Annotated in this window: 21 protein-coding genes; 14 read left to right on the top strand and 7 right to left on the bottom strand. The window is 71.1% G+C overall.

Annotation, left to right across the window (positions count from 1 at the left end; all coding sequences use genetic code 11):
• The first annotated feature begins 56 nt into the window (after window positions 1-56).
• The 4 genes from ACWD04_RS21850 (at window position 57) to ACWD04_RS21835 (ending at window position 5,473) form a co-directional block, all read left to right on the top strand.
• Window positions 57-1,463, top strand: coding sequence for a CitMHS family transporter (locus ACWD04_RS21850; protein ID WP_451134340.1), 1,407 nt, complete (start codon window positions 57-59; stop codon window positions 1,461-1,463).
• On the top strand, window positions 1,463-2,749 hold the full coding sequence (locus ACWD04_RS21845) for an MFS transporter (protein WP_451134338.1): 1,287 nt from the start codon (window positions 1,463-1,465) through the stop codon (window positions 2,747-2,749). The genes ACWD04_RS21850 and ACWD04_RS21845 overlap by 1 nt, the downstream gene beginning before the upstream one ends.
• A 218-nt stretch (window positions 2,750-2,967) precedes the next feature.
• On the top strand, window positions 2,968-4,362 hold the full coding sequence (locus tag ACWD04_RS21840; protein ID WP_451134336.1) for an aldehyde dehydrogenase family protein: 1,395 nt from the start codon (window positions 2,968-2,970) through the stop codon (window positions 4,360-4,362).
• Between the two features lie 31 nt (window positions 4,363-4,393).
• On the top strand, window positions 4,394-5,473 hold the full coding sequence (locus ACWD04_RS21835) for a zinc-binding dehydrogenase (protein WP_451134334.1): 1,080 nt from the start codon (window positions 4,394-4,396) through the stop codon (window positions 5,471-5,473).
• Window positions 5,474-5,575: 102 nt separating this feature from the next.
• Here ACWD04_RS21835 and ACWD04_RS21830 read toward each other — a convergent pair whose 3' ends face one another.
• Together ACWD04_RS21830 and ACWD04_RS21825 are read right to left on the bottom strand one after the other, a co-directional pair.
• A complete protein-coding gene (locus ACWD04_RS21830) occupies window positions 5,576-6,517 on the bottom strand; it encodes a DMT family transporter (RefSeq protein WP_451134332.1) in 942 nt (313 codons plus the stop codon).
• 141 nt (window positions 6,518-6,658) lie between these two features.
• Window positions 6,659-7,333 (bottom strand): TetR/AcrR family transcriptional regulator, encoded by a 675-nt coding sequence (locus ACWD04_RS21825; RefSeq protein WP_451134330.1) that lies wholly within the window; start codon window positions 7,331-7,333, stop codon window positions 6,659-6,661.
• Window positions 7,334-7,398: 65 nt separating this feature from the next.
• Between ACWD04_RS21825 and ACWD04_RS21820 the strand changes: the two genes are divergently transcribed.
• The 3 genes from ACWD04_RS21820 (at window position 7,399) to ACWD04_RS21810 (ending at window position 9,623) form a co-directional block, all read left to right on the top strand.
• Window positions 7,399-8,550, top strand: a complete 1,152-nt coding sequence (locus tag ACWD04_RS21820; protein WP_451134328.1) for an acyl-CoA dehydrogenase family protein — start codon at window positions 7,399-7,401, stop codon at window positions 8,548-8,550.
• A gap of 76 nt (window positions 8,551-8,626) precedes the next feature.
• Entirely contained in the window at window positions 8,627-8,917 is a 291-nt protein-coding gene (locus tag ACWD04_RS21815) for a YiaA/YiaB family inner membrane protein (protein WP_451134326.1), read from the top strand.
• Between the two features lie 82 nt (window positions 8,918-8,999).
• Window positions 9,000-9,623, top strand: coding sequence for a TetR/AcrR family transcriptional regulator (locus tag ACWD04_RS21810; protein ID WP_451134324.1), 624 nt, complete (start codon window positions 9,000-9,002; stop codon window positions 9,621-9,623).
• Between the two features lie 57 nt (window positions 9,624-9,680).
• On the opposite strand, the gene ACWD04_RS21805 is transcribed toward ACWD04_RS21810, so the two are convergent.
• Window positions 9,681-10,142: a MaoC family dehydratase gene (locus tag ACWD04_RS21805; RefSeq protein ID WP_451134322.1), complete on the bottom strand. Its 462-nt coding sequence runs from the start codon at window positions 10,140-10,142 to the stop codon at window positions 9,681-9,683.
• A gap of 157 nt (window positions 10,143-10,299) precedes the next feature.
• Between ACWD04_RS21805 and soxR the strand changes: the two genes are divergently transcribed.
• A complete protein-coding gene (soxR, locus tag ACWD04_RS21800; RefSeq protein ID WP_451134320.1) occupies window positions 10,300-10,773 on the top strand; it encodes a redox-sensitive transcriptional activator SoxR in 474 nt (157 codons plus the stop codon).
• 47 nt (window positions 10,774-10,820) lie between these two features.
• Here the strand turns inward: soxR and ACWD04_RS21795 are convergent, their stop codons facing one another.
• Entirely contained in the window at window positions 10,821-11,435 is a 615-nt protein-coding gene (locus tag ACWD04_RS21795) for a hypothetical protein (protein WP_451134318.1), read from the bottom strand.
• Between the two features lie 222 nt (window positions 11,436-11,657).
• Here ACWD04_RS21795 and ACWD04_RS21790 point away from each other — a divergent pair, with 222 nt between their 5' ends.
• Window positions 11,658-14,486: a penicillin acylase family protein gene (locus ACWD04_RS21790; RefSeq protein WP_451134316.1), complete on the top strand. Its 2,829-nt coding sequence runs from the start codon at window positions 11,658-11,660 to the stop codon at window positions 14,484-14,486.
• 57 nt (window positions 14,487-14,543) lie between these two features.
• Here the strand turns inward: ACWD04_RS21790 and ACWD04_RS21785 are convergent, their stop codons facing one another.
• The gene (locus tag ACWD04_RS21785; RefSeq protein ID WP_451134314.1) at window positions 14,544-15,809 is read right to left on the bottom strand and encodes an exo-beta-N-acetylmuramidase NamZ family protein; all 1,266 of its coding nucleotides are present in this window, start codon (window positions 15,807-15,809) and stop codon (window positions 14,544-14,546) included.
• Window positions 15,810-15,981: 172 nt separating this feature from the next.
• Here ACWD04_RS21785 and ACWD04_RS21780 point away from each other — a divergent pair, with 172 nt between their 5' ends.
• From ACWD04_RS21780 to ACWD04_RS21765, 4 genes are all read left to right on the top strand, one after another.
• Window positions 15,982-16,746 (top strand): SDR family oxidoreductase, encoded by a 765-nt coding sequence (locus ACWD04_RS21780; protein ID WP_451134312.1) that lies wholly within the window; start codon window positions 15,982-15,984, stop codon window positions 16,744-16,746.
• Window positions 16,743-18,410 carry a class I adenylate-forming enzyme family protein gene (locus ACWD04_RS21775; RefSeq protein WP_451134310.1) on the top strand — a complete coding sequence of 556 codons (1,668 nt, stop codon included), beginning with the start codon at window positions 16,743-16,745 and terminating at the stop codon, window positions 18,408-18,410. The genes ACWD04_RS21780 and ACWD04_RS21775 overlap by 4 nt, the downstream gene beginning before the upstream one ends.
• A 38-nt stretch (window positions 18,411-18,448) precedes the next feature.
• Complete coding sequence (locus ACWD04_RS21770) at window positions 18,449-19,042, top strand: TetR/AcrR family transcriptional regulator (RefSeq protein WP_451134308.1); 594 nt, start codon at window positions 18,449-18,451, stop codon at window positions 19,040-19,042.
• A gap of 921 nt (window positions 19,043-19,963) precedes the next feature.
• Window positions 19,964-21,271 (top strand): M28 family peptidase, encoded by a 1,308-nt coding sequence (locus tag ACWD04_RS21765; protein ID WP_451134306.1) that lies wholly within the window; start codon window positions 19,964-19,966, stop codon window positions 21,269-21,271.
• Window positions 21,272-21,314: 43 nt separating this feature from the next.
• Here the strand turns inward: ACWD04_RS21765 and ACWD04_RS21760 are convergent, their stop codons facing one another.
• Together ACWD04_RS21760 and ACWD04_RS21755 are read right to left on the bottom strand one after the other, a co-directional pair.
• The gene (locus tag ACWD04_RS21760) at window positions 21,315-22,529 is read right to left on the bottom strand and encodes an acyl-CoA dehydrogenase family protein (protein WP_451134304.1); all 1,215 of its coding nucleotides are present in this window, start codon (window positions 22,527-22,529) and stop codon (window positions 21,315-21,317) included.
• Window positions 22,530-22,536: 7 nt separating this feature from the next.
• Complete coding sequence (locus ACWD04_RS21755) at window positions 22,537-23,559, bottom strand: phosphotransferase family protein (protein WP_451134302.1); 1,023 nt, start codon at window positions 23,557-23,559, stop codon at window positions 22,537-22,539.
• Window positions 23,560-23,810: 251 nt separating this feature from the next.
• On the opposite strand from ACWD04_RS21755, the gene ACWD04_RS21750 reads away from it, so the two are divergent.
• Window positions 23,811-24,746, top strand: a complete 936-nt coding sequence (locus ACWD04_RS21750; protein WP_451134300.1) for an NADP-dependent oxidoreductase — start codon at window positions 23,811-23,813, stop codon at window positions 24,744-24,746.
• The last annotated feature ends 9 nt before the right edge of the window (window positions 24,747-24,755 follow it).

Here is a 24,755-nt window from a genome sequence, read left to right as displayed (position 1 = left end):
GTCATCCGGACCGCCGGCATCGGTGAGAGTTCAAAGGTGAACGTTAGGTATCCCATATGTTGACAATCCTCGGCTTTGCCATGATCGCGACCTTCCTGGTCCTGATCATGATGAAGAAGATGTCGCCGATCGCGGCGCTGGTTCTGATCCCCGCCCTGTTCTGCGTGGCCGTCGGGCAGGGCGCGAAGCTCGGTGACTACGTCATCGAAGGGGTCGGCACCCTCGCGCCGACCGCGGCGATGCTGATGTTCGCCATCGTCTACTTCGGCGTGATGATCGACGTCGGCCTCTTCGATCCGATCGTCCGGGCGATCCTGCGCTTCTGCAAGGCCGACCCGATGCGGATCGTCATCGGCACGGCGCTGCTGGCCGCGATCGTCTCGCTGGACGGTGACGGCTCCACCACCTTCATGATCACGGTCTCGGCGATGTATCCGCTCTACAAGCGGCTGAAGATGAGCCTGGTCGTGATGACCGGCGTCGCCGCCACCGCGAACGGGGTCATGAACACCCTGCCCTGGGGCGGGCCCACCGCCCGCGCGGCCACCGCCCTCAAGGTCGACGCGGCCGACATCTTCGTCCCGATGATCCCGGCCCTCGCCGTAGGCCTTCTCGCCGTCATCCTTCTCGCCTGTGTCCTGGGCCGCCGCGAGCGTAAGCGGCTCGGCATGCTCACGCTCGACGAGGCGCTGGTGACCGAGCCCGAGACCGTCCTCGTCGGCGGGGGCGGCGGCGACCGGCTCACGAAGGCCCCGAAGAGCAGCGGCAGCGGCACAGGCGGCGCGGACGGCGTCGCAGGCGGCGACGAGGAGGACGAGGAGTTCAAGGGCCTCGACCCCAACAGGTCCACGCTCCGTCCCAAGCTCTACTGGTTCAACGCCGGCCTCACCATCACCCTGCTGGCCGCGATGATCCTGGAACTCATGCCGATCCCGGTGCTCTTCCTGCTCGGCGCGGCCCTCGCCCTCACCGTCAACTTCCCCCACATGCCCGACCAGCGGGCCAGGATCGCGGCCCACGCCGACAACGTGCTCAACGTCTCCGGCATGGTCTTCGCCGCGGCCGTCTTCACGGGCGTGCTCACCGGCACCGGTATGGTCGAACACATGGCGGACTGGCTCGTCGGGGCGATCCCCGACGGAATGGGCCCCCACATGGCCATCGTCACCGGTGTGCTGAGCCTTCCCCTCACGTACTTCATGTCCAACGACGGCTTCTACTTCGGAGTGCTGCCTGTGCTTGCCGAGGCCGGCGCCGCCCACGGCGTCTCCCCCCTGGAGGTCGCCCGTGCCTCTATCGTGGGACAGCCGCTGCACATGTCGTCCCCGCTCGTGCCCGCCGTCTACGTCCTGGTCGGCATGGCCAAGGTCGAGTTCGGCGACCACACCCGGTTCACGGTCAAGTGGGCCGTCCTCACCTCGCTGGTGGTCCTCGGTGCCGGGATTCTCTTCGGGCTCATTTGATGCCTCCTGAACCACGGCCCGGCAGGGGCTGGCTGCTGCGCCTCGTCATCGCCTTCGCCTTCGCGCAGGGAGCGGTGTCGATGGCGCGGCCCGCCGTCTCCTACCGGGCTCTCTCGCTGGGTGCCGACGAGCGCGCGATCGGCGTCATCGCCGGTGTGTACGCGTTTCTGCCGCTCTTCGCCGCCGTACCGCTGGGCCGGCGGACCGATCACGGCCGCTGCGCTCCGCTGCTGCCCGTCGGGGTCGTCCTGATCGGCGGCGGCTGCGCGCTCAGCGGCACCGCGGGCTCGCTCCCGGTGCTGGCCGCCTGGAGCGGGGTCATGGGCCTGGGTCACCTCTGCTTCGTGATCGGTGCCCAGTCGCTCGTCGCCCGGCAGTCGGCCCCTGCCGAACAGGACCGCAATTTCGGCCACTTCACCATCGGCGCCTCCTTCGGCCAGCTCGCCGGGCCGATCGCCGCGGGCTACCTCATCTCCGAGCGGGACGGCGCGATGGCTCGCACGAGTGCCCTCGCGCTGCTCGTCTCGGGGGTCGTCGCCGCGGTCTCCTTCGCCTCGCTGTGGCGCATAGAGCACCGGGGGGCCGCCGGTCCGTCCCGGAAGACGGCCGGGAAGGTGCCGGTCGGCAGCATCCTGCGCACCCGGGGAGTCCCCGCCGGTATCTTCATCAGCCTCGCCGTGCTCAGCGCCACCGACATCCTCACCGCCTACCTGCCGGTCGTCGGTGACCACCGCGGTATCGCGCCCGCCACCGTCGGCCTGCTGCTCAGCCTGCGGGCCGCCGCGACCATCGCCTGCCGGCTCGTGATGACACCGATGCTGCGCAGGGTCGGCAGGACCGCCCTGCTCTCCACGACCTGTTTGCTCGGCGGCCTGCTCTGCGCGGCCATCGCCCTGCCCGTCCCGGTGTGGGGGCTCGCCGTCATGCTCGCGGCGCTGGGCTTCTGCCTGGGGGTCGGCCAGCCGCTCTCGATGACCACCGTGGTCCAGGCGGCACCTGCGGCGGCCCGTTCCACCGCGCTCGCCCTCAGGCTCACCGGCAACCGGCTCGGCCAGGTCGCGGCCCCCGCCTCTGCCGGGCTGATCGCCGGAGCCGCGGGCACGGCGGCCCCGTTCGTGATGCTGGGCGCGCTGCTGGTCGGTGCGGCGGCTCTCGGCCTGCGGGGCGGCGGGCCGAGGGCGACGACGGCGGATCCGGCACCCACGGCACCCGAGCCCCGCACCGAACATCCCCGTGCCGAACATCCCCGTGCCGAACGCCCCGGTGCCGAGCGGGACTCCTCCTGACGCGAGGCGTCCCGAGCCACTTCTGACGCCCGGGTGCCGCCCGTCCCGGGACATCCCCCGGCCCGGCGTGTGACGGTTGCCGTGGTCCGTGCGTGACCTGTGTCTCCAGCCGTTCCCTGGCGCCGAAAAACTAACAGCGCTAGTTTGGGGCCGGGACGGCATCCGTCCGTACGACGCACGGCTTGGCGGCAGGCACAGCGAGCCCGGGAGGGACAGCCATGAAGGCGCATGACGGGATGTACATCGGCGGGGAGTGGCGGCCCGCGTCGGGCGAGGACACGATCGCGGTCGTGAATCCGGCGGACGAGCAGGTCATCGGTCATGTCCCGGCGGGCACCGCCGAGGACGTCGACGCCGCGGTACGCGCCGCACGCGCCGCGTTCCCCGGCTGGGCGGCCACCCTGCCCGCCGAGCGCGCAGCGAGGATCGCCGCCCTGCGCGACGTGCTCGCCGCCCGTAGGGACGAGATCGCCGAGACCGTCACCGCAGAGCTCGGCTCGCCGCTGCCGCTGTCCCAGATGGTGCACGCGGGTGTGCCGGTGCTGGTCGCCGGTTCGTACGCCGAGCTGGCCGCCTCGTACTCCTTCGAGGAGAAGCTGGGCAACTCCACCGTCCTGCTGGAGCCCGTCGGCGTCGTCGGCGCGATCACGCCCTGGAACTACCCGCTCCACCAGATCGTCGCCAAGGTGGCCCCCGCGCTGGCCGCGGGCTGCACCGTCGTCCTGAAGCCCGCCGAGGACACCCCGCTCACCGCTCAGCTCTTCGCCGAGGCCACCCAGGAAGCCGGCCTGCCGGCCGGCGTCTTCAACCTGGTCACCGGTATCGGGGCGGTCGCCGGCCAGGCGCTCGCCGAGCACGAGGACGTCGACCTGGTCTCCTTCACCGGATCCACCGCCGTCGGCAGGCAGATCGGGGCCACCGCGGGAGCGGCGGTCAAACGAGTCGCGCTGGAGCTAGGGGGCAAGTCGGCCAACGTGATCCTGCCCGGCGCCGACCTCGCCAAGGCCGTCAACGTGGGCGTGGCCAACGTGATGTCCAACTCCGGCCAGACTTGCAGCGCCTGGACCCGCATGCTGGTCGACGCCGAACGGTACGAGGAGGCCGTGGACCTCGCCGCGGCGGCCGTCGCCAAGTACGTCCCCGGGGTGCGGGTCGGACCCGTCGTCAACGCCAAGCAGCAGGCCCGGGTGCGGGGTTACATCGAGAAGGGCATCGAGGAGGGGGCCCGGCTCGTCGCGGGAGGCCCCGAGGCGCCCAAGGACCAGGGCTACTACGTCAGCCCCACCGTGTTCGCCGACGTCACGCCCGGCATGACCATCGCGCAGGAGGAGATCTTCGGCCCGGTGCTCTCGATCCTGCGCTACGAGGACGTGGACGACGCCCTGCGGATCGCCAACGACACCGTGTACGGGCTGGCCGGTGCCGTCTGGGGCGCGGACGACGAGGAAGCCGTGGCCTTCGCCCGCCGCATGGACACCGGGCAGGTCGACATCAACGGCGGACGTTTCAACCCCCTGGCTCCCTTCGGCGGTTACAAGCAGTCGGGGGTGGGCCGCGAGCTGGGCCCGCACGGCCTCTCCGAGTACCTCCAGACCAAGTCCCTCCAGTTCTGATCCCCACGCCGATCCACCGAGGAGTCTGTTCGTGGTCCGCGCCGCTGTACTGCCCGCCGTCGGAGCTCCCCTGGAGATCACCGACATCGAACTCCCGGAGCCCGGCCCCGGCCAGGTGAGCATCGGTCTCGCCGCCGCCGGCGTCTGCCACTCCGACCTGTCCCTGACCAACGGCACCATGCGGCTGCCCGTCCCCGCCGTCCTCGGCCACGAGGGAGCGGGCACGGTGCTCGCCGTCGGCGAGGGCGTCACCCACGTCGCCGTCGACGATCCGGTCGTCCTCAACTGGGCGCCGTCCTGCGGGGAATGCTTCCACTGCGGGATCGGTGAGGTGTGGCTCTGCGCCGACGCGCTCAAGGGCGCCGCCAACATCCACGCCCGTACGGCCGACGGCACCGAGCTCCACCCCGGGCTCAACGTCGCCGCCTTCGCGCAGGAGACCGTCGTCGCGGCGAACTGCGTGCTGCCCGCCCCGGCCGGCGTCCCGCTCACCGACGCCGCGCTGCTCGGCTGCGCGGTCCTGACCGGATACGGGGCGGTGCACCACTGCGCCCAGGTCCGCGAGGGCGAGAGCGTCGTCGTCTTCGGGATCGGCGGGGTCGGCCTCGCCGTCCTGCAGGCCGCTCGCATCGCCGGGGCATCGAAGATCATCGCCGTGGACGTGTCAGCGGAGAAGGAGGAGCTCGCCCGCCGGGCCGGGGCGACCGACTACGTCGTCACGTCCGACACCACACCGCGCGCGATCCGCAAGCTCACCGGGGGCCAGGGCGCGGACGTGGCCGTGGAGTGCGTGGGCCGGCCCGCCACGATCCGCGGCGCCTGGGAGTCGACCCGCCGCGGCGGCCGCACCACGGTCGTCGGCATCGGCGGCAAGGACCAGCAGGTGACCTTCAACGCCCTGGAGATCTTCCACTGGGGCCGTTCCCTCACGGGCTGCGTCTACGGGAACAGCGACCCGGCCCGCGACCTGCCGGTCCTCGCCGAACACATCCGCGCCGGACGGTTCGACCTCTCCATGCTGGTGACGGAGCGGATCGCGCTGGACGGCATCCCGGCGGCCTTCGAGAACATGATCGCGGGCAAGGGCGGACGCGCGCTGGTCGTGTTCTGACCCCGACGGCACAGACCGGCCGTACAAGGGCGGGGCCGTACGTCTTACGGCCCGCCCCGCGTACGGGGCGTTCGGCCCTCGGCCGGCATGTCTTCCGAGCCCCTAGGATCCCCCCGGCTCGCCTCCCGCGCCGCGGCCCCGTGCACGGGACCGGGAGACCGCGACCCCGGCCAGGCAGAGCAGCCCGCCGGCGACGGTGAGCATCGCGGGCACCTCGTCGAGCAGCAGCCAGGACATCAGCACCACCAGCGCGGGCACCGCGTACGTCGTCGCACCCATCCGGCCCGCGGTGGTCCTGGCCAGGGCGTAGGCCCAGGTGGTGAAGGCCAGCGCGGTCGGGAACACGCCGAGATACACCATGTTCAGCGTGGCGGACACCGGGGCGTCGGCCGCCTCGGAGACCAGCGCCCCGGTGAACGGCAGGCAGGCGACCGTACCGATCAGACAGCCGAACGTGGTGATCTGGAGCGGGGATCCGTGTCGCAGCGCGGGCTTCTGGATGACCACCCCGCCCGCGTACGACACCGCGGCCAGCAGACACAGGAGCACCCCGAGGACCGAGGAACTCCCGTGGCCGGACATGGAGAGGCCGACGACGACGGCGCCCGCGAACGAGACCGCCATACCCGTCAAAAGGCGGCGCGGCAGCGCCTCCCCGAGCAGCCGGGCACCCAACAGTGCCATCAGGATCGGCCCGACGTTAACGATCATGGCCGCCGTACCCGCGTCGACCTGCTGCTCGCCCCAGTTGAGTACGACCATGTAGAGCCCGAACCAGAGCAGCCCGGATCCGATGACGCCCGGCCACGCCGCCCGCGCCGGCAGCCCTTCGCGGCGTACGAGCAGGATCGCGCCGAGCGTCAGCGTGCCCGCGAGGAGCCGGCCCAGTGCCAGCGCCCCCGGCGAGTACGCCTCGCCCGCGCTGCGGATGGAGACAAAGGCGGAGGCCCACAGGATGACCGTGGTGCACGCGGCGGCCGGAGCGCGCCAGTCACGTCCGGAGGCGTCCGGCGCGGCAGGGCGCGCTGTCGGTGTTGTCGTCATGGCCATGACGGTAGGCCGGGAATCCTTCGGGGCCCACCGAATTGTCAGCTCGCGTCACGCGTCGCCGGTTCGATGTCCGGATGCGCCGACGGGGCGCGCGGTCCGGCAGGGGTGGCCCGGGCCGCTCTCTCCCGGGAAGGGTCAGGCACCGTTCGGCGCGGGCCGAGCCGTGCGGCCGGCGGCCCTCTGCTCGTACTGGAACGCGAGGCCGTCCAGGAGGGCACGCAGCCCGGTCTCGAAAGCGCCCTCGTCGACCTGCTGCCGACGGTCGGCCAGCAGATGGGCCTGCCCGAGATGGGGGTAGTCGGCCGGGTCGTACGCCGTCTCGTCGTCGACGAATCCGCGGGCGAAGGAGCCGAGCGCCGACCCGGTGATGAAGTAGCGCATCAGCGCGCCGATGGAGGTGGCCTGGGCGGGGGGCCAGCCGGCCCGGACCATGGCGCCGAAGACCGCGTCGGCGACCCGCAGGCCGGCCGGACGGCGGCCGGGCCCCTGGGCGAGCACCGGGACGATGTGCGGGTGCGCGGCGAGCGCCGCCCGGTAGGAGACGGCCCAGTCGTGCAGGGCGGCGGACCAGTCGCGCGGATCGGTCTCCTCGAACATCGACAGGTCGACCTGTGCGGACACCGCGTCGGCGACCGCGTCGAGGATCTCGTCCTTGTTCCGGAAGTGGTTGTAGAGCGAGGGCCCGCTGACCCCCAGTTCCGCGGCGAGACGGCGGGTCGAGACGGCGTCCAGCCCTTCGGCGTCGACGAGTGTGCCCGCCGCCTCGACGATGCGGTCTCTGCTGAGGAGGGGCTTGCGCGGTCGGGCCATGCGGCACATAGTAGGGCCTGCAAGCAGAAAACTAGCAGTGCTAATTTATAGTGGGGTGTCGCAGGATGAACCTGGAGCTGAGCGAGGAGCAGGACGCCGTCCGGCGGCTCGCCGAGGACTTCGTCGCGCGGGAGATCGCCCCGCACGTCGTCGAGTGGGACCGTGCCGAGAGTGTCGACAAGTCGATCGTGAAGAAGCTGGGTGCCCTCGGCTTCCTGGGGCTGACGATCCCTGAGGAGTACGGCGGCTCCGGCGGCGACCATCTCGCGTACTGCCTGGTGACCGAGGAGCTCGGCCGGGGCGACTCCTCGGTGCGGGGCATCGTGTCCGTCTCGCTGGGCCTGGTCGCCAAGACCATCGCGTCCTGGGGCAGTGAGGAGCAGAAGCGGCAGTGGCTGCCGGAGCTCACCGCCGGCGAGGCCGTCGGCTGCTTCGGCCTCACCGAGCCGGGTACCGGTTCCGACGCCGGAAACCTCACCACCAGGGCCGTGCGTGACGGCGGCGACTACGTCCTCAACGGCTCCAAGATGTTCATCACCAACGGCACCTGGGCCGACGTCGTCCTGCTCTTCGCCCGCACCGACGACACCCCCGGTCACCGGGGCGTCTCCGCCTTCCTCGTGCCCGCGGACAGCCCGGGCCTGACCCGGCGCACCGTCCACGGCAAGCTCGGACTGCGCGGCCAGGCCACGGCCGAGCTGGTGCTGGAGGACGTCCGCGTCCCCGCCACCACCCTCCTGGGGCCGGAGGGCAAGGGCTTCTCCATCGCCATGTCGGCTCTGGCGAAGGGCCGGATGTCGGTCGCGGCCGGCTGCGTCGGCATCGCCCAGGCCGCCCTCGACGCAGCCGTGCGCTACGCGGGCGAGCGTGAGCAGTTCGGCAAGTCCATCGCGAGCTACCAGCTCGTCCAGGAGCTCATCAGCGACATCTCCGTGGACGTCGACGCGGCCCGCATGCTGACCTGGCGGGTCGCCGATCTCATCGATCGCGGCCAGGACTTCGCAACGGCCGCTTCCACGGCGAAGCTGTTCGCGTCCGAGGCCGCGGTCCGCGCAGCGAACAACGCCCTGCAGGTGTTCGGTGGTTACGGCTACATCGACGAGTACCCGGTCGGCAAACTGGTCAGGGACGCCCGCGTGATGACCCTGTACGAGGGCACCAGTCAGATCCAGAAGCTGATCATCGGCCGGGCGCTGACGGGAGTCTCCGCCTTCTGATCCTGCCCGTTTCTGAGTACAGGGTGAGTACGCCGGCGGATACCCGCGTACGCCACCGCGCCTCATGCTGTGCGACATGAGTGAGACAACATCGGTCAAGCAGCAGGGCACCGCCGCCTTCTACGGTCAGGCCGTCCTCTCCTTCGGGGTGGCGATGGGTGCGGTGGCCCTCGGCATCTTCTTCCTCGACGCCGACGCCTGGGTGCGGGCCTTCCTCGCCATCGGCGTCCTCTATCTGGTCACCTCGTGCTTCACCCTCGCCAAGGTCATCAGGGACCGGCAGGAGGCGGGGCAGATCGTCAGCAGGGTCGACCAGGCCCGGCTGGAGAAGATCCTCGCCGAGCACGATCCCTTCCAGAAGCTCTGACGTCTCACCCCCAGGCACTCTAAGCGCTTGCTCAGGTTCGCGGTATGGTGTTCGTCCTGCCAGCGGAAAGGGGCACGTGGCGATGAGCACGGCGGAGGAGACCGACGGCGACAACACGCCGTGGAGCGAGGTCACGCCCGAGGCGGCGAGGCGGCTGCTCCTCGCGGCCGTCGAGGCCTTCGCCGAGCGCGGCTACCACGCGACCACCACCCGTGACATCGCCGGCCGGGCAGGGATGAGCCCGGCCGCGCTCTACATCCACTACAAGACCAAGGAAGAGCTGCTTCACCGGATCAGCAGGATCGGTCACGACCGTGCCCTGCTCCTCCTGGAGACGGCCGCCGACAAGGACGGCACGGCGGCCGAGCGGCTCGCCGACGCGGTCCGGTCCTTCGTCAGCTGGCACGCCGAGCGGCACACCACGGCCCGGGTCGTGCAGTACGAGCTGGAGGCGCTCGGTGAGGAGCACCGTGCCGAGATCGTCGGCCTGCGCAGGAGGAGCGATGCCGCGGTGCGCCGGATCATCGGCGACGGTGTCCGGGCGGGCGAGTTCGACGTACCCGACGTCCCGGGTACCACGCTCGCCGTGCTGTCGCTCTGCATCGACGTGGCGCGCTGGTTCAGCGCGCAGGGAAGCCGGACGCCCGAGGAGGTCGGCACCCTCTACGCGGATCTCGTCCTGCGCATGGTGGGCGCCCGGAAGTGACGCCGGGCGCCCCGGGGGCCCGGCGTACTCCGTACGGGCCCCGGCCGGCACCCCCGCTCAGAAGTAGTAGCGCGAGACCGACTCCGCGACGCAGGCCGGCTTGTCGCCACCCTCGCGCTCGACCGTGACGAGGGCGGTCACCTGCACGCCGCCGCCCGCCTCCTCGACGCTCTTGAGCACCGCCGTGGCGCGCAGCCGCGAGCCCACCGGGACGGTCGAGGGGAAGCGGACCTTGTTGGTCCCGTAGTTGATGCCCATCTTCGCGCCCTCGACCTGCAGGATCTGGGGCACGAGCACCGGCAGCAGCGACAGCGTGAGATAGCCGTGTGCGATCGTCGTCCCGAAGGGGCCGTTCGCGGCGCGTTCCGGGTCCACGTGGATCCACTGGTGGTCGCCCGTGGCCTCGGCGAACTGGTCGATCCTCTTCTGGTCGATCTCCAGCCAGTCGCTGTGACCGAGCTGCTCGCCCACCCCGTCCCGCAGTTCCTGTGCGGACGTGAAGATCTTCGGCTCTGCCATGTTCCTGGTCCCTGCCTTCCGGCCGTCGGTCGCCCCTCCGGGGCGCTGTCTAAGCGCTTGCTCAGCATGGTTGGGCCGCGCGTCCCTGTCAACGACGGACCGGCCGGGTTCTCGAAGTGGCGGCCGCGGCCGAGGCATGCCCATTAGGGTTGGAGGAGTGCCACAGATCCCGCAGACATGCCAAGAACTCACCGTCGGCCAGCTCTCCGCCCGTAGCGGCGCCGCGGTGTCCGCACTGCACTTCTACGAGTCCAAGGGCCTGATCAGCAGCCGCCGCACCAGCGGCAACCAGCGCCGCTACACCAGGGAGGCGCTGCGACGTGTGGCGTTCGTCCGCGCGGCGCAGCGGGTGGGCATCCCGCTCGCCACGATCCGGGACGCGCTCGCCGAGCTGCCGGAGGAGCGCACGCCGAACCATGAGGACTGGGCCCGGCTCTCCCGGGCGTGGCGCTCGGAGCTGGACGAACGCATCAAGCAGCTGGGGCGGCTGCGCGACCACCTCACCGACTGCATCGGCTGCGGTTGCCTGTCGCTGGAGACCTGTGTGCTGTCCAACCCTGACGATGTCTTCGGTGACCGGATGACCGGGTCGCGCCTGTTGCCCGAGCGCGGCGCTGCCGGCCGTTCCTGAGCGCGCCCCGGCTCCGGCCGGTCGTTCCGGCGCCCGCGTTCGGGTTCTCAGGCCGCGGACGCCGTCAGATTGCCCGTCCGCGCTCCCCTGGCCCTGGCCAGCGCGCCCGCCGTCAGTGCGGGCCGGGGGACCACGATGCCGCAGTCGGTGCAGACCGGACCGGCCCATGGTTCGCGGTCCAGGTCCTGCCGCCAGACGATGCCGGTTCCTGTGCAGACGGGGCACGCGGCGCCGGGCTTCCTGCCCAGGGCCGCGATCAGCCGTCCCAGGACGTCGGCCAGGGGCGCGCTGGGATGGACCCCCGGATCCTCGCAGTGCGCGATGCCGTTGCCGCCCCAAGTCCGCCGGTGCCAGTCGTCGAATGTGCCGGGCCGTCGCAGCCCGTCGTGTTTCTCACGGCGTCTCCGCTCGGCGAAGCCCGCCTCGTACGCGAGCCAGACGGCCCGCGCCTCCTCCAGTTCCTCCAGTGCGCGGATCAGGCGCACCGCTTCGGGGGCCCGGTCCTCGGGCTCTATCCCGTGCCGGGCGCACAGATGATCCCAGGTCGCCCGGTGACCGTACGGGGCGAACCGCTCCAGGCATTTGCGCAGTGAGTACCGGCGCAAGGCCAGATCGCCCCTCGGATCGCGGACCTGTCTCGCAAGACTCCGGAAACCGGCCATGGCACTGCCACCTCCGTCGCTCGTACTTCGGCGTCAAGGGATGGACGTACGACTGCCCGATTCGGCTCCATCCAAGGGTGGATGTGTCCACGGACTGAGACGGCCCCCAGGGGGACCCCGTATCGGCGTGCGGGGATGCAGGAAAAGTGACTGATGTTCATCTTACCGGTGGGGGCGTACCGCCAGTAACCTCCGGCGCATCGGCCACCCGGAGGAGCACGCATGCCCCCTCGCATCCGCACGCTCAGAGCCGCCACAGTCGCGGCCGTTCTCGCTCTCGGCACGTCCCTGCTCGCCGTGGCGCCCGGCGCCGGAGCGGAGGAGCCGGAACCCCTCGCCGTCACCGACCACTGCCACGGCCGGTGCGCGGACATCCTGCCGCCCGGTGCGAACGGCAACGCCACGCTCGTCGAGATACTCGGCAACAAGGCGTTCGGTACGCATCCCGCGCACAGCGACGACCAGCTCGACCGCTACAACGGCCTGGTCGCGGGTCATACGAGCCTCACCGACCAGAAGCTGACGGACTTCTTCAACGACGCCTCCTTCGGAGTCGCCGCCGACCAGGTCGAGTCCGTGACGAAGCCCCGCGAGGACGTCACGATCACCCGGGACAAGAAGAGCGGTGTTCCCCACATCAAGGGGACCACCCGCTACGGCACCGAGTTCGGCGCCGGGTTCGCCGCCGGACAGGACCGGCTGTGGCTGATGGACCTCTTCCGGCACATCGGGCGCGGCGAGCTCACCTCCTTCGCCGGTGGAGCACTGGCCAACCAGGGCCTGGAGCAGCAGTTCTGGCCGCAGGCCCCGTACACCGAGGCGGATCTCGAGGCCCAGGTCGAACGGATCCGGACCACCGAGGGCGCGCGTGGCGAGCAGGCGATGGCCGACGCACAGGCCTACGTCGACGGGATCAACGCCTACCGGGTGAAGTCGAAGAAGGGCCGTTACTTCCCGGGCGAGTACGTCCTCACCGGGAAGATCGACTCCATCACGAACATCGGCGAGATCCAGCCGTTCGGGCTGACCGACCTGATCTCGATCGCCTCGGTCGTCGGGGGACAGTTCGGCGGGGGAGGCGGCGGCGAGGTCCAGGCAGCGCTCTCGCTGCTCGCCGCCCAGCAGAAGTACGGCGTCGAGGAGGGCACCCGCGTCTGGGAGTCCTTCCGCCAGCGCAACGACCCCGAGGCTGTCCTCACCGTCCACGACGGCACCTCGTTCCCCTACGCCGGCAAGCCCGAGCAGGCCCGGGGCACCGCCCTTCCCGACGAAGGCTCCGTCACACCCGAACCCCTGATTCATGACCGCACCGGCTCGGCGGGCACCGACAGGAAGGCCCCGGTCGACGCGCCGGCCGCGCTCGAGCCGTTGCAGGGCATGTACGACGACGGGGTCATCCCGGAGGGATCGCTGCCCGGATCCGGCGACGGCGCCCAGAAGCGCGGCATGTCCAACGCCCTCCTGGTGTCGGGCAAGCACACCGCGAGCGGCAACCCGGTCGCCGTCATGGGCCCCCAGACCGGCTACTTCGCCCCGCAGCTGATGATGCTCCAGGAGCTCCAGGGCCCCGGTATCAGCGCCCGTGGCGTCTCGTTCGCCGGAGTCGGCATGTACATCCAGATGGGCCGTGGCCAGGACTACGCCTGGAGCGCCACATCGGCGGCCCAGGACATCACCGACACGTACGCGGTCGAGCTCTGCGAACCCGACGGCTCCGCGCCGGACAAGAACTCCACGCACTACCGGAACGACGGCGCCTGCACGGCCATGGAGAAGCTGGAGCGCACCAACTCCTGGAAGCCCACCGTCGCCGACTCCACCGCCAAGGGCTCCTACCGGATGCAGGTGTGGCGCACGGACTACGGCATCGTCACCCACCGCGCCACGGTGGACGGCGAGCCGGTCGCGTACACCTCGCTGCGCACCACCTACCGGCACGAGGCCGACTCGATCATCGGCTTCCAGCTGCTCAACGACCCGGCGTACGTGACGGACGCGGCCTCCTTCCAGCAGGCGGCGAGCCATATCGACTACGCCTTCAACTGGTTCTACGCGGACTCGCGGACCACGGCGTACTACAACAGCGGCATGAATCCCGTGCGCGCGCCCGGGGTGGACGCCGCGCTTCCGGTCAAGGCCGAGAAGGCGTACGAGTGGCAGGGCTACGACCCGGCGGCCAACACCACCGACTACACCCCGTTCGCCGAGCACCCGCACTCCAGCGGCCAGGACTACTACATCTCCTGGAACAACCGGCAGGCCGAGGACTACTCCACCGCCGCGTTCGGCTTCGGCGCCGTGCACCGGGGCGACCTCCTCGACGACCGGGTGTCCGAACTGGTCGAGGCGGGCGGCGTGACCCGCGCCTCCCTCACCCGCGCCATGGCGGAGGCGGCCCTCACCGACCTCCGGGGCGAACAGCTGCTGCCCGAGCTCCTGAAGGTGCTGCGCTCCCAGCCGGTCACCGACCCGGAGCTGGCCGCGGTGGTCCAGCAGCTGGACTCCTGGCGGGCGGCCGGAGCGCAGCGCAAGGAGACCAGCCCCGGATCGCGCACGTACGCGCACGCGGACGCGGTACGGATCATGGACGCGTGGTGGCCGGAGCTGGTCGAGGCGGAGTTCCGCCCGGGCCTCGGTGACGATCTCTACGAGGCGTTCACCGCGAGCCTGGCCACAGACGAGTCCCCGGCAGCCAGCCACGGGCCGAGCGGCGCGCACAGCGGCTCCGCCTTCCAGTACGGATGGTGGGGCTTCGCCGACAAGGATCTGCGCCAGGTCCTAGGACAGCCCGTCAAGGGGCCGCTGGCGAAGACGTACTGCGGAAACGGCGACCTGAGCGCCTGCCGGTCCGCGCTGCTCAGCACCCTGAAGGAGGCGGCGGCCACACCTGCCGCGGAGGTCTACCCGGGTGACGACAGCTGCGAGTCCGGTGAGCAGTGGTGCACCGACGCGATCATCCACCGTCCGCTGGGCGGGATCTCGCAGAAGTCCCTCCACTGGCAGAACCGGCCGACCTACCAGCTGGTCGTGGAGTTCCCCTCGCACCGCTGAGATCGAGCCTGTTCCCCGTCCCGGCGGCCGGGGAACAGGCTCACCGGTCCCCGGCGTTCATCGGTACAGCAGGAACTCCCGGCGCACCCGCCGGAACGCGGCGAGGTCGGCGGCCCAGGCCCCCACCACCTCGTCCGTGTCCGCCCCCGCGTCGATCATCGTGCGGACCCGTGTGCTGCCCGTGAGCTTGTCGATCCAGTTGTCCGCCCGCCACGCGAACCCGCTCCACGTCCGCTTCGCCGTGACCAGCAGCGCGATCCCGGTGCGTACGGGGTCGAAGGACTCCCGGTCCTGGACGTGCACCTGCACCCCGCCCACCGTCCTGCCCTGGAATTTGGAGAACGTCGGCGCGAAGTACGCCTCACGGAAGGCGACCCCGGGCAGCTCCAGGCCGTTCGCGGCCGCGGCCCACCGGTGGTCGATGCCTTCCGCGCCGAGCAGTTCGAAGGGCCGCGCCGTTCCCCGGCCCTCGGAGAGGTTGGTCCCCTCGAACAGGCACGTCCCGGGGTAGACCACCGCCGTCTCCGGCGTCGGCATGTTGGGGCTCGGCGGCACCCACGGCAGGCCCGTCGCGTCGAAGAAGTCCGCACGCCGCCACCCGGACATCTTCACGACGTCCAGCTCCACCGGCCGGGCAGCCAGGAACTCCGCGTTGAAGAGCAGGGCGAGCTCCGCCACCGTCATGCCGTGCGCCTGCGAGATCTCCCGGCGTCCCACGAAGGTCGCGAAGGCCGGATCGAGTACGGGCCCCAGCGCCGCCCGGCCGGTGACCGGGTTCGGCCGGTCCAGGACGACGAACCGCTTGCCCGCGAGTGCTGCCGCCTCCATGCAGTCGTACAGGGTCCAGATGTACGTGTAGAACCGGGCGCCCGCGTCCTGGATGTCGAAGACCACCGTGTCCACACCGGACGCGGTGAAGATGCCGGCCAGTGGCTGCCCGCTCTTCAGGTAGGTGTCGTGGACCGGCAGGCCGGTTGCCGGGTCGTCGTACCTGCCCTCCGAGCCGCCCGCCTGCGCGGTGCCCCGGAAGCCGTGCTCGGGGCCGAAGACGGCCGTCAGGTTCACCCGGTCGTCGGGGTGCATCACATCGACGATGTGCCGGACGTCCGAGGTGATCCCGGTGGGGTTGGTGACGATGCCGACCTTCTGCCCGGCGAGCAGCCGGTAACCGTCGGAGGCCAGCCGCTCGAAGCCGGTACGGACCCGGGCGCGCGCGCCGGGCCCCCGGCCGGCGGCCGCAGCCGTCCCTGGTCCTGCGGCGGTCGCCGCGAGGGCTCCCATCGCGCCGCCTACGGCCAGTACGCCACGTCTGGACAGGGTCATACCGGTACCTCCGTGATCGCGCCGACTGCCATGGCCACGCACGCTAGCGCGGGTGCGGGCCGCACGGAACGGCCAGGACCGGGCAGATTCCCAGTCCTGCCCCGGCCCCCTTCCCCGATCACATACCGACTGGTTAGTCTGCTGAGGAAGACGGCTGAGAGAGGCGGGACGGATGAGCACGGTGCAGGGTGCTGGCGTAGTGGTGACGGGAGCCGGAGGCGGCATCGGGGCTGCCCTTGCCCGCAGATTCGCCGCGGAGGGTGCGCGGGTCGTCGTCAACGACCTCGACGCCGACCGGATCGAGCCGCTCGCCGAGGAGATCGGCGGAACCGTCGTGGCCGGTGACGCCTCCGGCATCGTGGACGCCGCCCGCGACGCACTCGACGGCACGGTGGACGTCTACTGCGCCAACGCCGGCCTCGGCTCGGGCGGGGACGCCTTCGCCGAGGAGGACGTCTGGGCCGCGGCCTGGGACGTCAACGTGATGGCGCACGTCCGCGCAGCCAAGGCGCTGCTGCCGGACTGGCTGGAGCGCGGCAGCGGCCGCTTCGTCTCCACCGCGTCGGCGGCGGGGCTGTTGACGATGATCGGCGCCGCCCCGTACAGCGTCACCAAGCACGGCGCGGTCGCCTTCGCCGAATGGCTCTCGCTGACCTACCGGCACCGCGGCATCAAGGTGCACGCGATCTGCCCCCAGGGCGTGCGTACGGACATGCTCACGGCGGCCGGTTCCGCGGGCGACCTCGTGCTCGCGCCCACCGCGATCGAGCCGGAGGCCGTCGCCGACGCCCTGTTCGACGCCATGGAGCAGGACCGTTTCCTGGTCCTGCCGCACCCCGAGGTGGCCGGCTACTACCGCGCCCGCGCGAAGGACCCCGACCGGTGGATCGGCAACATGAATCACCTGCAGCAGAAGTGGGAGGGGGGCGGCGCATGACCGAGTCGATCTACGCGGCGAAGCCGTGGACCGCCCTGCTCAGCGAGGCCCAGCTCGCCCCCGTCCATCCGGCCGAGACCATGGTGCACGCATTCCGTGAGGCTGTCAGACGGGCCCCGCACCGCACCGCGCTCGCCTACTTCGACGGACGCCTCAGCTATCGCGAGACCGACGAGCTGTCCGACTCCGTGGCGGGCCACCTCGCCGCCGAGGGGCTGCGCCGTGGCGACCGGGTCGCGATCATGCTGCAGAACACCCCGCACTTCGTGCTCGCGCTGCTCGGGGCCTGGAAGGCCGGCGCCACCGTCGTCCCGCTCAACCCGATGTACAGGTCCGGCGAGGTCGGGCACGTGCTGAAGGACGCGGAGGTGACCGCGCTGATCTGCTCCGACCGGGCCTGGGAGTCGTATCTGCGGGCCACCGCCGAGGCGGCCCCGAGCGTGAAGATCGCCGTCACGGCCTGCGAGCTCGACCTCCAGTCGGCCGACGACCCGCGCGTACTCGGCTTCGAACGGCTCCCCGCGCCCGGCGCCGGCGACCGGGCCTCCGATCTGGTGGCCGTGGCCCGCCGAGGCCTCGCCGCCCCCGGGGACCGGGAACTCACCGCCGCCGACACCGCCCTGATCAGCTACACCTCCGGGACGAGCGGCACCCCCAAGGGAGCCATGAACTCCCAGGGCAACATCATGATCAACGCCGAGCGGCAGCGGGCCGGCCACCCCATCGGCGAGGGCGCGTCCTACTTCGCGCTCGCTCCCCTCTTCCACATCACCGGCATGGTCTGCCAGCTCGCCGCCTGTACCGCCAACGCCGGCACCCTCGTCCTCGCCTACCGCTTCGAGGCGAGCGTCGTCCTGGAAGCCTTCGCGGAGCACCGCCCCGCCTACACCGTGGGCCCGTCGACCGCCTTCATGGCGCTTGCCGCGCACCCGGAGGCCACCCGGGAACACTTCGCCTCCTTCGAGGTGATCTCCTCGGGAGGGGCGCCGCTTCCGCCCGCCCTGGTCGAGAAGTTCCGCGAAGGCTTCGGCCCGTACATCCGCAACGGCTACGGACTCACCGAGTGCACCGCGCCCTGCGCCTCCGTACCCCCGGAGCACGAGGCGCCTGTCGACCCCGTCTCCGGGACCCTCTCCGTCGGTGTCCCCGGCCCCGACACCCTGGTCCGGATCATCGACGAGAAGGGCGACGACGTCCCCTTCGGCGAGCAGGGGGAGATCGCCGTACGCGGACCGCAGGTCGTCTCCGGTTACTGGAATCTGCCCGAGGCCACCGAAGCCGCGTTCCCGGACGGGGAACTGCGCACCGGGGACATCGGTTTCATGGACACCGCGGGCTGGCTCTACGTCGTGGACCGCAAGAAGGACATGATCAACGCCTCCGGCTTCAAGGTCTGGCCCCGGGAGGTCGAGGACGTCCTCTACACGCACCCGGCGGTCCGCGAGGCGGCCGTAGTGGGCGTTCCCGACGCCTACCGCGGGGAGACCGTCCGGGCCTATGTCAGCCTGCGACCGGGCGCCGGGACGGAGCCCGGCGAGCTCAGCGCGTACTGCAGGGAACGGCTGGCCGCCTACAAGTACCCGCGCGAGGTGGAGATCCTGGCCGAACTCCCGAAGACGGCGAGTGGGAAGATCCTCAGGCGGGAACTGCGTTCCCCCCGTTAGAACAGTTCACGCGCGGTACGAGAGGGCAGGTGGCGGCAATGGCCAAGGCGACGGACGGGAACGGTACGCCCGTCCCCCAGAGGCTGCTGGCCGCCGCCACCCGGCTCTTCGCGGAGCAGGGCTACGACCGCACCTCCGTCCAGGAGATCGTCGAGGCGGCGGGTGTCACCAAAGGGGCGCTCTACCACTACTTCGGCTCCAAGGAAGACCTCCTGCAGGAGGTCTACGCCCGGGTGCTGCGGCTCCAGCAGGAGCGGCTCGACGCTTACGCGAACGCCGAGGCGCCGATCGAGCAGCGACTGCGTGACGCCGCGGCGGACGTGGTCGTCACGACCATCGACAACCTCGACGACGCCTCGATCTTCTTCCGCTCCATGCACCACCTGAGCCCGGAGAAGAACAAGCAGGTACGGATCGAGCGCCGCCGGTACCACGAGCGCTTCCGGGCCCTGATCGAGGAGGGGCAGCGGGCCGGGGTGTTCTCCGCGGCGACCCCGGCCGACCTGGTCGTCGACTACCACTTCGGGTCGGTCCACCACCTGTCGACGTGGTACAGCCCGGACGGTCCGCTCAGCCAGCAGGAGGTCGCGGACCATCTGGCGGACCTCCTGCTGAGGGCCCTGCGTCCCTGAACCGGCGGACAGCCGGCCGGCCCAGGAGGCCGGCGGGCGGAGGACCGGCAGCAGCTCCGGACCAGGACGTCGTCGATGACCGGGCCCCGAGCCGGGGCTGGTGCCGGCGAAGATGAGGGTGACGGAGCCTCAGCAGGCTGGAGAAGACGGCGGTCTGCCGGGTGCAGCCCCTGTCGCGGACACCGTGGCCGGTGGCGTCGAAGCTGAACGTCCTCACGGGGACGCCGTCCACTCCGGGTTCGCCCGTCTTCGGCGGGAGCTCACGCCGGGTTGCCGGCCGGCTCGAAGCTGACGATGTACGAGTCAGGGTGCGTCGATATCCTCTGCGAGACGCTGCCGGACATCCTGCCGTTGAGGTGGAGGAACTGGTGGCCCTCCCCGCTACCTCGGCGGACAGGCCGCGGGCCCCTGGCGGTCGGCGGCCACAGCGTCGACGTACCTCCGACCGGCTGTGGGACGCCGCGGACGACCGGCGTCTCGAAGCCCCCGCCGCCGATGTCCGAAACGGTGGTGTGCGCCGTCGTGGGTTCCCGGCCGGGAACCCACTCGGAGTGTGCGGTCCCCAGAGCAACCCGCCAGGAGGCCGGGCCACGACGTGCGAGCCACGCCGAGCAGGCAGAACACCGCGAACGAGCGCCCTTCGCGCGTTCGTCACCCAGTGCTCCGGCACACGCGTCAGCGCCTCCGGGTGCGGCTGCGCCGGGGTGAGGGTACGGCTCCGGGTGCCCTGAGTCCTGGTCTTCTCCCCTCGCTGTCCGGTGAGCGAACATGCGTGTCCGGATTGCACTCTTGACCGTGCTCGGTCATCTGTCCGAGCATCGGGGGCGCGCATCAGCCCCACCGCTCCAAGGCCCCGGGCCGTGCACGCCCCGGGGACCCCCGCACGTTCCGTCAGTCCCCGAACGGAATCCGGAGCCCCCGATGAGACCTTCCAGACGCAGACTTCTGCCCGCCGCCGCGATCGCCGTCGCGGCCCTGCTGGCCACCGCCGCACCGGCCGTCCAGGCCGCACCCGTCGCCGTCGCCGCGGCCCCCGACATCCCGCTCGCCCATGTCAAGGCGCACCTCACCCAGCTCCAGTCGATCGCCACCGCCAACGGCGGCAACCGGGCCCACGGGAGGGCCGGGTACAAGGCGTCCATCGACTATGTGAAGGCCAAGCTCGACGCGGCCGGATACACCACGGCGCTCCAGCAGTTCACCTCCGGCGGAGCCACCGGCTACAACTTGATCGCCGACTGGCCCGGCGGTGACGCGAACCAGGTGCTGATGGCCGGCGCCCACCTCGACTCGGTGACGTCCGGCGCCGGCATCAACGACAACGGCTCCGGCTCGGCCGCCGTGCTGGAGACCGCCCTCGCGGTCTCCAGGGCGCAGCTCGCACCGGACAAGCACCTGCGCTTCGCCTGGTGGGGCGCCGAGGAGCTGGGGCTTGTCGGATCGAAGTACTACGTCAACAGCCTGGCCGCCACGGAGCGTGGCAAGCTGGCCGGGTACCTCAACTTCGACATGATCGGCTCGCCCAACGCCGGTTACTTCGTCTACGACGACGACCCGGTCATCGAGCAGACCTTCAAGGACTACTTCGCGGGCCTGTCGGTACCCACCGAGATAGAGACCGAGGGCGACGGCCGCTCCGACCACGCCCCGTTCAAGAGCGCGGGCGTGCCCGTCGGAGGTCTGTTCACCGGGGCGAGCAACACCAAGTCCAGCGCCCAGGCCCAGAAGTGGGGCGGCACGGCGGGCCAGTCCTTCGACCGCTGCTACCACTCGTCGTGCGACACCACCGCCAACATCAACGACACGGCCCTGGACCGCAACAGCGACGCGATCGCCCACGCCGTCTGGACCCTGTCCGCCGGGACGGTCACTCCGCCGACCGGGACCGTCTTCAGCAACGCCTCCGATGTCTCCGTGCCCGACAACGGCGCCGCGGTGACCTCCCCGGTCCCGGTCACCGGTCGTACGGGCAACGCCCCGTCGGCGCTCAAGGTGGGGGTCGACATCAAGCACACCTACCGCGGTGACCTCGTCGTCGACCTGCTCGCGCCCGACGGCACCGCCTACCGCCTGAAGAACTCCAGCAGCAGCGACTCGGCCGACAACGTGAGCGCGACGTACACCGTCGACGCCTCGGGCGAGACCGCCAACGGCACCTGGAAGCTCCAGGTGCGGGACGTCGCCGCTCAGGACACCGGCTACGTCGACAGCTGGCAGCTCACCTTCTGACCCCCCGGGGAGGCGCCGCCCGGGGCGCCTCCCCGTACAGGGCTCAGAGGTACTTCTTGATCTCGCGCCGCGCCAGCGACCGCTGGTGCACCTCGTCCGGTCCGTCCGCGAGCCGCAGCGTCCGTGCGGACGACCAGAGTTCGGCCAGTGGGAAGTCCTGGCTGACCCCGCCGGCGCCGTACAGCTGCACCGCCCGGTCGAGGATGTCGCAGACCGCACGCGGGGTGGCGATCTTGATCGCCTGGATCTCCGTGTGCGCCCCTCGGTTGCCCACCGTGTCCATCAGCCAGGCCGTCTTCAGTACGAGCAGCCGCAGCTGCTCGACCGTCACCCGGGCGTCGGCGATCCAGTTCTGGACGACCCCCTGCTGGGCCAGCGGCTTGCCGAAGGCCGTACGGGCCACGGCCCGCCTGCACATCAGCTCGATCGCGCGCTCGGCCATCCCGATCAGCCGCATGCAGTGGTGGATCCGACCCGGCCCCAGCCTCGCCTGGGCGATGGCGAAGCCGCCGCCCTCCTCGCCGATCAGATTCGCGGCGGGCACACGTACGTCGGTGAAGACGACCTCGGCGTGGCCCCCGTGGGAGTGGTCCTCGTAGCCGTACACCTGCATCGCACGGCGCACCTCCAGGCCCGGGGTGTCGCGCGGGACCAGGATCATGGACTGCTGGCGGCGGATGTCCTCGCCGTCCGGGTCCGTCTTCCCCATCACGATGAAGATCGCGCAGTCCGGGTTCATCGCCCCGGAGATGTACCACTTGCGTCCGTCGATGACGTACTGGTCGCCGTCCCGGGTGATCCGCGTCTCGATGTTCGTCGCGTCGGAGGAGGCCACCTCGGGCTCCGTCATCGCGAACGCCGAACGGATCTCTCCGGCGAGCAGCGGCTCCAGCCACTGCTTCTTCTGCTCCTCCGAGCCGAACTGGGAGAGCACCTCCATGTTCCCGGTGTCCGGGGCCGCGCAGTTCAGCGCCGTCGGCGCCAGGTGCGGGCTGCGGCCGGTGATCTCGGCCAGCGGGGCGTACTGGAGGTTCGTCAGCCCGGCGCCGTACTCCGCGTCGGGCAGGAAGAGGTTCCACAGGCCCTGCCCGCGTGCCTCCGCCTTCAGGTCCTCCACGATCCGCGGGGTGTCCCACGGAGACGTCAGCCGCGCGCGCTGCTCCTCGGCGACCTCCTCGGCGGGGTGGACGTGTTCGTCCATGAACGTGAGCAACCTGGTGCGCAGCTCTTCGGTACGGGCGTCGAATGCGAAGTCCACGGGGTGATCAGCCTTCCTGGAGGGTGGTGAGGCCGTGCGCGATGAAGACCGGTACCAGGTGGCCGATGCGGTCGAAGCCGGCGCCGACGGTCTGGCCCAGGGTGTAGCGGTAGTGGATGCCCTCGAGGATCACGGCGAGCTTGAACCACGCGAAGGCCGTGTACCAGGAGATGGCGGAGGTGTCGCGGCCGGAACGGACGGCGTAGCGCTCGATCAGCTCGGCGGGGCCGGGGTGGCCCGCGGCGCCGCTCGTGGTGGAGACCGGCGACTCCGGCAGGTCCAGGTCGGAGCTGTACATCACCAGCAGACCGAGGTCGGTGAGCGGGTCTCCGAGGGTGGACATCTCCCAGTCCAGGACCGCCTTGATCCGGTCGTCCTGGCCGATCAGCACGTTGTCCAGGCGGTAGTCGCCGTGCACGACGGTGGGCGCGGGGGAGACGGGGAGCTTCCGGCCGAGCGCGGCGTGCAGCTCGTCGATACCGGCGAGCTCACGGTTGCGTGAGGCGTCCAGCTGCTTGCCCCAGCGCCGCAGCTGCCGGTCCAGGAAGCCGTCCGGATGCCCGAAGTCGCCGAGGCCGACGACGGCGGGATCCACGGCGTGCAGGTCCACCAGCGTGTCCACGAGCCCGAGGACGACGGCCCGGGTGCGCTCGGCGCCGAGCGGGGCGAGCTGTTCGGCCGTGCGGTACGGGGTCCCCTCGACGTACTCCATGACGTAGAAGGGCGAGCCGATGACCGCGTCGTCCTCGCAGAGCAGGAGCGTTTGCGGCACCGGGACCGCGGTGGAGTGAAGCGCGCTGATCACCCGGTGCTCGCGCTTCATGTCGTGCGCGGTGGCGAGCACATGGCCCAGCGGTGGTCTGCGCACGACCCACTGCCCGGAGCCGTCGGTGACGACGTAGGTGAGGTTCGAGCGGCCGCCCTCGATCACCCGGGCGTCGAGCGGTCCGTTCACCAGCCCCGGCCGCTCGCGGTCGAGATGGCCGCGCAGCAGGTCGAGATCGAGACCTGGCGGGTGGACTGGGCTCATGGGGCGCACCTCCGAGGCGGTTGGACGGTCGGCACCATGATGCCGACCAGTCGGTATGTCGTCCAGTGTCCGCCCGTGATCCGAGAAGTGATCTCCGGCTCCTCCTCTCGGTCCGGGTGCCGGTCGTCCCGGCCCTGCGCCGTCACGAAAGCCGCCACGTCCGTGGCGGAGCAGCCTCGTCCTGTTCCAGCAGCGCGTACTCGGCCACGGCCTGAGTTGCGGGCACCCCGGCCCGCCCCGATCGTCGGAGCATGAAGGCGATCAGCTACAGCAGATACGGCTCGGCCGACGTACTGGAGTACGGCGAGCGGCCCGACCCGAAGGTCGGGCCCGACACGGTCCTGGTGAAGGTGCGGGCCGCGGCCGTGAACCCCGTCGACTGGAAGGCCCGCGAAGGCTACCTCCAGGCGGGGCTGGAAGCCGTGTTCCCCGTCGTCCCCGGCTGGGACGTCTCCGGTGTCGTGGTCCAGCCCGGCGCCGCCGTGGACGAGTTCGCGGTGGGCGACGAGGTCATCGGCTACGTACGTGAGGACTTCCTCTCGCGCGGCACCTTCGCCGAGTACGTCGCCGCACCCGTGCGCACCCTCGCCCGCAAGCCACTGAGCCTCAGCTTCGAGGAGGCGGCGGGCCTGCCGCTGTGCGGCCTCACCGCACACCAGGTGCTGCACCGCACCCTGAAGGTCCAGGAGGGCGAGACCGTCCTCGTCCACGCGGCCGCCGGCGGGGTCGGTTCGCTCGCCGTCCAGCTCGCCCGGCACGCCGGCTGCCGGGTTGTCGGTACGGCGGGGCCCCACAACCACGACTACGTGAGCCGGCTGGGCGGCGAACCCGTGGAGTACGGCGACGGGCTGGCCGCCCGCCTGCGGGAGCTGGTCCCCGACGGCTTCGACGCCGCGTTCGACACGGTAGGCGGGGAAGCGCTCCGGGTCTCCGCCGCGACCCTCGCGCCCGGCGGCCGGCTCGCCTCCATCGCCGACGCCGAGGTTTTCTCCTACAGCGGGCGCTACGCCTTCGTGCGGCCCGACGCCACGGACCTCGCCCACCTCGCCGAACTCGCCGAGCAGGGCATCGTCTCCGTCCACGTGGACCGGGTCTTCCCTCTGGAGCAGGCCGCCGACGCCTACCGGCTCAACGAGGAGGGACGCACCCGGGGCAAGATCGTCGTCAGCGTGGACTGGGACGGGTGACGGCACCCG

The organism is Streptomyces sp. NPDC002911 (assembly GCF_053591835.1).
Note: the sequence above shows the minus strand (reverse complement) of the source record. Positions and strands in the feature narration are given on the sequence as shown.

Coding starts and splice junctions, on each gene's coding strand:
- ACWD04_RS21815 (WP_451134326.1), top strand. CDS start 8,627: ATGAGTGAGACAACATCGGTCAAGCAGCAGGGCACCGCCGCCTTCTAC.
- ACWD04_RS21790 (WP_451134316.1), top strand. CDS start 11,658: ATGCCCCCTCGCATCCGCACGCTCAGAGCCGCCACAGTCGCGGCCGTT.
- ACWD04_RS21805 (WP_451134322.1), bottom strand. CDS start 10,142: ATGGCAGAGCCGAAGATCTTCACGTCCGCACAGGAACTGCGGGACGGG.
- ACWD04_RS21825 (WP_451134330.1), bottom strand. CDS start 7,333: ATGGCCCGACCGCGCAAGCCCCTCCTCAGCAGAGACCGCATCGTCGAG.
- ACWD04_RS21840 (WP_451134336.1), top strand. CDS start 2,968: ATGAAGGCGCATGACGGGATGTACATCGGCGGGGAGTGGCGGCCCGCG.
- ACWD04_RS21780 (WP_451134312.1), top strand. CDS start 15,982: ATGAGCACGGTGCAGGGTGCTGGCGTAGTGGTGACGGGAGCCGGAGGC.
- ACWD04_RS21850 (WP_451134340.1), top strand. CDS start 57: ATGTTGACAATCCTCGGCTTTGCCATGATCGCGACCTTCCTGGTCCTG.
- ACWD04_RS21755 (WP_451134302.1), bottom strand. CDS start 23,559: ATGAGCCCAGTCCACCCGCCAGGTCTCGATCTCGACCTGCTGCGCGGC.
- ACWD04_RS21830 (WP_451134332.1), bottom strand. CDS start 6,517: ATGACGACAACACCGACAGCGCGCCCTGCCGCGCCGGACGCCTCCGGA.
- ACWD04_RS21765 (WP_451134306.1), top strand. CDS start 19,964: ATGAGACCTTCCAGACGCAGACTTCTGCCCGCCGCCGCGATCGCCGTC.
- ACWD04_RS21820 (WP_451134328.1), top strand. CDS start 7,399: ATGAACCTGGAGCTGAGCGAGGAGCAGGACGCCGTCCGGCGGCTCGCC.
- ACWD04_RS21795 (WP_451134318.1), bottom strand. CDS start 11,435: ATGGCCGGTTTCCGGAGTCTTGCGAGACAGGTCCGCGATCCGAGGGGC.
- ACWD04_RS21845 (WP_451134338.1), top strand. CDS start 1,463: ATGCCTCCTGAACCACGGCCCGGCAGGGGCTGGCTGCTGCGCCTCGTC.
- ACWD04_RS21810 (WP_451134324.1), top strand. CDS start 9,000: ATGAGCACGGCGGAGGAGACCGACGGCGACAACACGCCGTGGAGCGAG.
- ACWD04_RS21750 (WP_451134300.1), top strand. CDS start 23,811: ATGAAGGCGATCAGCTACAGCAGATACGGCTCGGCCGACGTACTGGAG.
- ACWD04_RS21775 (WP_451134310.1), top strand. CDS start 16,743: ATGACCGAGTCGATCTACGCGGCGAAGCCGTGGACCGCCCTGCTCAGC.
- ACWD04_RS21770 (WP_451134308.1), top strand. CDS start 18,449: ATGGCCAAGGCGACGGACGGGAACGGTACGCCCGTCCCCCAGAGGCTG.
- ACWD04_RS21785 (WP_451134314.1), bottom strand. CDS start 15,809: ATGACCCTGTCCAGACGTGGCGTACTGGCCGTAGGCGGCGCGATGGGA.